Origin of the sequence: Acinetobacter sp. V104_13 (assembly GCF_031798995.1) — a bacterium.
Lineage (GTDB): Bacteria > Pseudomonadota > Gammaproteobacteria > Pseudomonadales > Moraxellaceae > Acinetobacter > Acinetobacter pittii.
In genome coordinates this window covers 302,935-309,824 of record NZ_JAVQNP010000026.1, presented here as the reverse complement: position 1 = coordinate 309,824, position 6,890 = coordinate 302,935, and the positions used below count along the sequence as shown (strand labels likewise).

7 protein-coding genes and 1 tRNA gene are annotated in these 6,890 nt (G+C 42.0%); 5 read left to right on the top strand and 3 right to left on the bottom strand.

The window, feature by feature from the left end:
* Positions 1-165 precede the first annotated feature (165 nt).
* The 5 genes from RMB06_RS12815 (at position 166) to RMB06_RS12795 (ending at position 5,615) form a co-directional block, all read left to right on the top strand.
* Positions 166-242: transfer RNA gene (locus RMB06_RS12815), tRNA-Met, on the top strand.
* Positions 243-457: 215 nt separating this feature from the next.
* The gene (gene rimP / locus RMB06_RS12810; RefSeq protein ID WP_002114922.1) at positions 458-982 is read left to right on the top strand and encodes a ribosome maturation factor RimP; all 525 of its coding nucleotides are present in this window, start codon (positions 458-460) and stop codon (positions 980-982) included.
* Between the two features lie 37 nt (positions 983-1,019).
* Positions 1,020-2,504, top strand: a complete 1,485-nt coding sequence (gene nusA, locus RMB06_RS12805; protein ID WP_002115134.1) for a transcription termination factor NusA — start codon at positions 1,020-1,022, stop codon at positions 2,502-2,504.
* A gap of 10 nt (positions 2,505-2,514) precedes the next feature.
* Positions 2,515-5,214 (top strand): translation initiation factor IF-2, encoded by a 2,700-nt coding sequence (infB, locus tag RMB06_RS12800; protein ID WP_002114697.1) that lies wholly within the window; start codon positions 2,515-2,517, stop codon positions 5,212-5,214.
* Complete coding sequence (locus RMB06_RS12795; protein WP_002114836.1) at positions 5,214-5,615, top strand: ribosome-binding factor A; 402 nt, start codon at positions 5,214-5,216, stop codon at positions 5,613-5,615. Before infB ends, RMB06_RS12795 begins: the two co-directional genes overlap by 1 nt.
* 56 nt (positions 5,616-5,671) lie before the next feature.
* Here the strand turns inward: RMB06_RS12795 and RMB06_RS12790 are convergent, their stop codons facing one another.
* Genes RMB06_RS12790 through RMB06_RS12780 form a run of 3 tightly spaced genes read right to left on the bottom strand, consistent with a single transcriptional unit; the run spans position 5,672 to position 6,888 of the window.
* Positions 5,672-6,076: a Na+/H+ antiporter subunit G gene (locus tag RMB06_RS12790; RefSeq protein ID WP_005065884.1), complete on the bottom strand. Its 405-nt coding sequence runs from the start codon at positions 6,074-6,076 to the stop codon at positions 5,672-5,674.
* A gap of 12 nt (positions 6,077-6,088) precedes the next feature.
* A complete protein-coding gene (locus RMB06_RS12785; RefSeq protein ID WP_005065886.1) occupies positions 6,089-6,364 on the bottom strand; it encodes a monovalent cation/H+ antiporter subunit F in 276 nt (91 codons plus the stop codon).
* Positions 6,361-6,888 carry a Na+/H+ antiporter subunit E gene (locus tag RMB06_RS12780; protein ID WP_005079335.1) on the bottom strand — a complete coding sequence of 176 codons (528 nt, stop codon included), beginning with the start codon at positions 6,886-6,888 and terminating at the stop codon, positions 6,361-6,363. The genes RMB06_RS12785 and RMB06_RS12780 overlap by 4 nt, the downstream gene beginning before the upstream one ends.
* Between the last annotated feature and the right edge of the window lie 2 nt (positions 6,889-6,890).

Below are 6,890 nucleotides of genomic sequence, written 5' to 3'. Positions count from 1 at the left end.
GCGGGATGGAGCAGTCTGGTAGCTCGTCGGGCTCATAACCCGAAGGTCGTTGGTTCAAATCCAGCTCCCGCTACCAATTTGATTAAGGTGCAACTTAATCAAGCGAATATTAGATAAGTTTACATTGACTTTTTTCGATATTTGTATATAATTTTTGCACGTTGATGCGGGATGGAGCAGTCTGGTAGCTCGTCGGGCTCATAACCCGAAGGTCGTTGGTTCAAATCCAGCTCCCGCTACCAAGTTTCTTAAAAGAGGCTCACAGACAGGTGGGCCTTTTTGCACAGTGGACTATTGTTTTCTGTGCTAAATAGGGGCGATTAACGCCCTTTTTTATTGGTTATCGTATCGCTATCGTGTAGTGTCGACATCAATTGGTCAAATAGTCATGCTTCACTATAGTAGGTCTGTGTCGGTTAAAACAACCGATTGAATCGCACGAGAATGACGAGAGTAAATGAAATTATCAAATAAATCCCAAGCATTGCATGACTTAATTGTTCCTGCAGTGGAAGCATGTGGTGTCGACCTTTGGGGAATCGAGTTTCTCCCACAAGGTAAACGTTCATTATTGCGTATTTATATCGATAAAGCGGTAAGTGAAGATGCTGAGCCTGTAATTAATGAAGATGGCGAAGTAGAACTAGGCCGTGGTATTGGTGTACAAGATTGTGTGCGTGTAACACAACAAGTTGGCGCAATGTTGGATGTTCATGATCCAATCTCAGGTGAGTATTCATTAGAAGTTTCTTCACCGGGTTGGGATCGTCCATTTTTTCAACTAGAACAGTTACAAGGCTACATCGGACAACAAATTGCTTTGCGTTTAATTGCAGCAGTAGAAAACCGTCGTAAATTTCAAGCAAAACTTATCGCAGTAGACCTTGAAAATGAAGAAATTCAGGTTGAAGTTGATGGGAAGCATGTGCTTGTGATCGACAGCAACAATATCGATAAAGCAAACTTGATCTATCAAGATTAAATTTATTTAAATTTTATAAGAAATCGGTAGGTGACTTATGGGCCGCGAAATTCTTACCGTTGTTGAAACGGTTAGTAATGAAAAAGGTGTTAGTCGTGAAGCGATCTTCGAAGCTTTAGAACAAGCTCTAGTTGCTGCAACGAAGAAAAGATTTTACGAAGGTACGCATGCTGAAGAAGCTCAGCTTCGTGTAGAAATTGATCGTAAAACTGGTGATTACCGTACGTTCCGTCAATGGACTGTTGTGGCAGATGAAGATCATGAAATGCCGGCTTGTCAAGATGCAATTTCTGACGTTGATCCGGCTAAATGGTCAATTGGTGACGTGCGTGAACTCGAAGTAGAATCTATTGAGTTTGGTCGTATTGCTGCACAAATTGCAAAACAAGTTATTGTACAAAAAATTCGTGAAGCTGAGCGTGCTTTAGTTGCTGATGCATACGAGTCTAAAGTTGGTGAGTTAATTTACGGTGAAGTGAAAAAACAAACCAAAGATGGCTTCATTATCGACTTAGGCGACAACGCAGAAGCTTATCTTGCACGCGAAGAGATGATTCCAAAAGAAATTCTTCGTCCAAAACAACGTGTAAACGCTATTTTATATAATGTTAACCGTGAAGGTCGTGGCGCTCAGTTGTTGTTATCACGCGCTAAGCCTGAAATGTTAATTGCTTTAATGAAAAAAGAAATTCCTGAAATTTCTGAAGAAATTATTGAAATTAAAGCAGCGGCACGTCAACCGGGCGTTCGTGCTAAAATTGCAGTGAAAACAAATGATCACCGTATTGACCCTGTAGGTGCATGTATTGGTATGCGTGGTACGCGTATTCAAGCTGTACAACAAGAGTTAAATGGTGAACGTATTGATGTAGTGGTCTGGTCTGATGATCCGGCTCAATACATTGCTAGTGCATTAGAACCAGCTGATGTTTCAGGCATCGTGCTTGATGAAGATGCAAGAAGTGCCGACATTATTTTTGCAACCAGCGATCAATTAGCTCGTGCGATTGGCTCTCAAGGTCAAAACGTTCGTTTAGCTTCTGATTTAACTGGCTACAAACTCGACATGATGCTTGAAGAAGAGTATCGTGCTCGTCAGCAAAATGAAGCTCAGCAATATCTTGATATGTTTGTATCACGTCTCGATATTGAAGAAGATTTAGCAATGGCATTGGTGGAAATGGGCTTCACTTCTTTAGAAGAGATTGCTTATGTTCCTGCTGAGACTTTTGACGAAATTGAGCTTGATGCTGAATTGGTTGAGTTATTGCAAAGTCGTGCAAAAGAAGCAGCCCTTACTGATGCTTTGAAACAGCAAGAAAATATTCAAGAACCGAGCGCAGACCTTCTCACTATGGAAGGCATGACTTCTGAGATCGCTTACTCGCTTGCCGCTCGCGGTATTATTACTGTCGACGATTTGGCAGATCAAGCTACTGACGATATCTCTGATATTGAAGGACTTGGTCATGAAAAAGCAGGTCAATTGATCATGAAAGCTCGCGAATCATGGTTTAACTAGGAGATGAAATATGACGGACAAGTCGATTAAAGAGTTAGCTCTCAGTGTAGGACGTCCTGTTGAGAAGCTCCTAGAACAGGCTCGTGAAGCAGGTTTGCCTCAACGTACAGCAGACGACATTATTACCACTGAACAACAGGATACTTTGGTCAATCATTTGAAAAAAGTTCATGGTCAGGAAAGTGGTAACACAGGAAAAATTGCGTTGAAACGTAAAACAACCAGTACCGCTAAAGTTGCAAGTACTTCAGGTAAAGCAAAAACGATTAACGTAGAAGTACGTAAAAAACAGGTTTTTGCTAAACCAAACCCTGAACAAATTGCAGCTGAAGCTAAAGCACGTGCAGAAGCTGAAGCTAAAGCACGTGTAGAACAGCAAACGCGTGAAACTGCCGAGCAAAAAGCGCGTCTTCAAACAGAGCAAAAAGCTAAAGCAACTTTAGATGCGATGCGTGCTGCTCATCAACAAGATAGTGCTGCACAGACAGCTCCAAAAGCTGCTGTTGTAGTGAAAAAGCGTGGTGGTGGTACAGTTAAACCTGCACCAAAACCAGCTGAAACTCCAGAACAGAAAAGAGCTCGTGAAGAGCAGTCAGCTCAGTTAAAAGCAACTGAAGAAGCTGCACGTCGTAAAGCGGCTGAAGAAGCTCAGCAACGTACACTTGAACAAATGCGCAAAATGGCGTCTAAGTATTCAAATGACGATGCTACTACGACAATTCGTGTGATTGATGATTCTCCACTTGCTTCAGGTCTAGTTGGCCAAGCTTATGAAGATTCATTTAAGCAAGAAGACCGTGAAATTAAACGCGGTGGCGCAACCACTAACCCACGTGCTGGGAAGAAAGGTGGCCGTCGTGGTCAAGAAGAGCAAAGCTTTGTTAACCATAACAAACGTGGTTTAAAATCAAGCCAAGCGAATAAGCATGGATTTGAAAAGCCAGTTAAAAAGCAAGTTTATGATGTAGAAATCGGTTCAAGCATTGTTGTTGCCGATCTTGCTCAAAAAATGGCGATTAAAGTACGTGAAGTTATCAAAACACTTATGAAAATGGGTGAATTGGTTAATCAAGATCAAGCTATTGATCAAGACACAGCGGCACTTGTTGTAGAAGAAATGGGCCACAACCCTGTTTTAGTTTCTGATACACAAGCGGAAGATAACTTGCTTGAAGCAGCTGAAGAAGCTCGTGGTGAGCAAACAACTCGTCCGCCAGTTGTTACCATTATGGGTCACGTTGACCATGGTAAAACATCATTGCTTGACCGTATCCGTCGTTCGAAAGTAGCGGCTGGGGAAGCAGGTGGTATTACCCAACATATTGGTGCATATCACGTTGAAACAGACAAAGGAATTATTACATTCCTTGATACACCGGGACATGCGGCATTTACTTCAATGCGTGCACGTGGTGCTAAAGCAACAGATATCGTTGTATTAGTTGTTGCTGCAGATGATGGTGTAATGCCACAAACTGCAGAAGCAATTGACCATGCTCGTGCAGCAGGTACTCCAATTATTGTTGCAATCAACAAAATGGATAAAGAATCTGCTGATCCAGACCGTGTTTTAAATGAATTAACAACGAAACAAATCGTTCCAGAAGAATGGGGTGGTGATGTTCCGATTGCTAAAGTTTCTGCACACAGCGGACAAGGTATTGATGAACTCCTTGATTTAATTCTTATTCAATCAGAATTGATGGAATTAAAAGCATCTGCTGAAGGTGCTGCGCAAGGTGTTGTTATTGAAGCACGTGTAGATAAAGGCCGTGGTGCAGTAACTTCGATTCTTGTTCAAAACGGTACATTAAACATTGGTGACCTTGTTCTTGCAGGTTCATCTTATGGTCGTGTCCGTGCAATGTCTGATGAAAACGGTAAGCCGATTAAATCAGCAGGACCATCTATTCCAGTAGAAATTCTGGGTCTTCCAGATGCTCCAATGGCGGGTGATGAAGTTCTTGTTGTAAATGACGAGAAGAAAGCGCGTGAAGTTGCCGATGCTCGTGCTGACCGTGAGCGTCAAAAACGTATTGATCGTCAAAGTGCTATGCGCCTTGAAAATATCATGTCGTCAATGGGCAAAAAAGATGTTCCTACAGTGAACGTTGTTTTGAAAACAGACGTACGTGGTACTTTAGAAGCATTGAATGCAGCTCTACATGAATTATCTACTGACGAAGTAAAAGTTCGTGTAATTAGTTCAGGTGTTGGTGCGATTACTGAGTCTGATGTAATTCTTGCTGAATCTTCAGAAGCTGTATTGTTAGGCTTTAACGTTCGTGCCGATACGACTGCTCGTCAACGAAGTGACCAAGATGGTATTGATATTCGTTACTACAGCATCATCTATGAATTAATTGATGATGTGAAAGATGCCATGAGCGGTAAACTTGCTCCTGAACATCGTGAAACAATCTTGGGCGTTGCGGAAGTACGTGAAGTATTCCACTCAAGTAAGTTTGGTGCAGCAGCAGGCTGTATGGTACTTGAAGGCACATTACATCGTAATAAACCGATTCGCGTATTACGTGATGATGTTGTAATTTTCCAAGGTGAGCTTGAATCTCTTCGTCGTTATAAAGACGTTGTTGATGAAGTTCGTGCTGGTATGGAATGTGGCCTTGCGGTGAAAGGTTATAAAGACATCAAACCACAAGATAAGATCGAAGTGTATGATGTTCAATTGATTAAACGGAGTCTTTAATGGCGGGTAGCCAACGCTTAAAGCGCATGGCGGATTCAGTACAACGTGAGTTGTCTGAGCTGATCCGTCAAGAGCTTAAAGATCCTCGCTTAGGTGGTCTAGTGACCATCTCTGCGGTGAAAGTCAGTGCGGATATGGGTTATGCTGAAGTTTATGTCACCGTTATGGGGCGTGAACTTGGCGATGAGCAAAGTGAAGCAGCAAATAAAGAAACTTTAGATGTATTAAATAAAGCTTCTGGTTTCTTGCGTCATGAATTGAGCCGTCGCATTAAGACTCGTATTACGCCTCGCTTACGTTTCCATTACGATAAGACGAATGCATATGGTAACTATATGTTTGGTCTAATCGAAAAAGCGGTACAAGATTTGCCAGAACGTAAGTCAGATGACCAAGAGTAATTAAAACTCAAAATAAAAAAGCCACCTTCGGGTGGCTTTTTTATTGATTCAATTTCTTATTCTTTAGGAGGTTCCATTGGTGGTTTGTTTTGTGAAAAGCGTTGACCAATTTTGTACCGGTCCCAAGGGAGCGGGCGTTCAATGGCTTCAGGTACTTCACCACTCAGTGAGCGTAAACGTAAATGTAGCGCAGCTTGTGCAATCAAATTAGCCGAAACAGGCGCGGTAATAAAAGCTAAAAGAGTAATAAGTAATTCGGCAAAACCAAAGCGACCTTGGAAAGCAAAAAAGATCATGGAAGCGATCAGAAAGCTTCCTAAGCCGAGCGTACTCGACTTAGTTGGCGCATGTAAGCGCATGAATAAGTCGGGTAAACGGACCATACCGATTGAGCCAACTAACATGAAGAAGGCGCCAAAAACCAGAAAGACCGAAACAATAATTTCCATTGTAAATTGCATTTTGACCTCTCCTTAATCGATAACATGACCGGTTGTGAAGTAGCGTGCTAAGGCAGCTGTAGATACGAAACCTAACATCGCAACCAGCAGTGCTCCTTCAAATAGAGAAGTCGTCATCCAATAAATGCCTAACACAACAATAAGGCAAGTTGCATTGAGGAAAAGTGTATCGAGGGCTAAAAGGCGGTCTACAATTGATGGGCCCATAACCAATCTAAAAAGGCAAAGTAGCATCGAGATTGTAACGGCAATCAAGCTAATACCTAGAGCATAGGGTAGGATTGTCATGCACTTGCCTCCGTTTTACTTTTCACATCAAAAATTTCCATAAGAGGAATTTCATAACGTTCTTTGATGTCTTGAATATCAGATTCGGTATTATCTGTGCTCAAAGCATGAACTAGAATATCCCCACGTTCCTGATCGATACCCGCAGAAACCGTACCTGGTGTTGTGGTAATGATCATTGCCAGTAAGGTGTTGACCTGCTCATGTTCTGTCTCTAAAGGTACGCGATACCATTTAGGATGTAATTTCTTAGTAGGTCCCAAAACAAGTTTTGCGACCTTAAAGTTAGAAATAATAATATCCCAAAGAACCACAAAACATAGTTTAACAGCAGGTTTCCAGTGAATATGCGGTGTGCGGGTAATAAACGGTTTGACTAAACGAGGGATGATTAAGCCCAAAAGCATCGCAGTCAAAAGATCACTCGCATCAAGACTATGCGCCAGCATCAACCAAAATAAAACGATGAGAACCGAAACAAATGGATGTGGAAACCAGCGTTCAAGCAAATGAGTTAACTGCATTG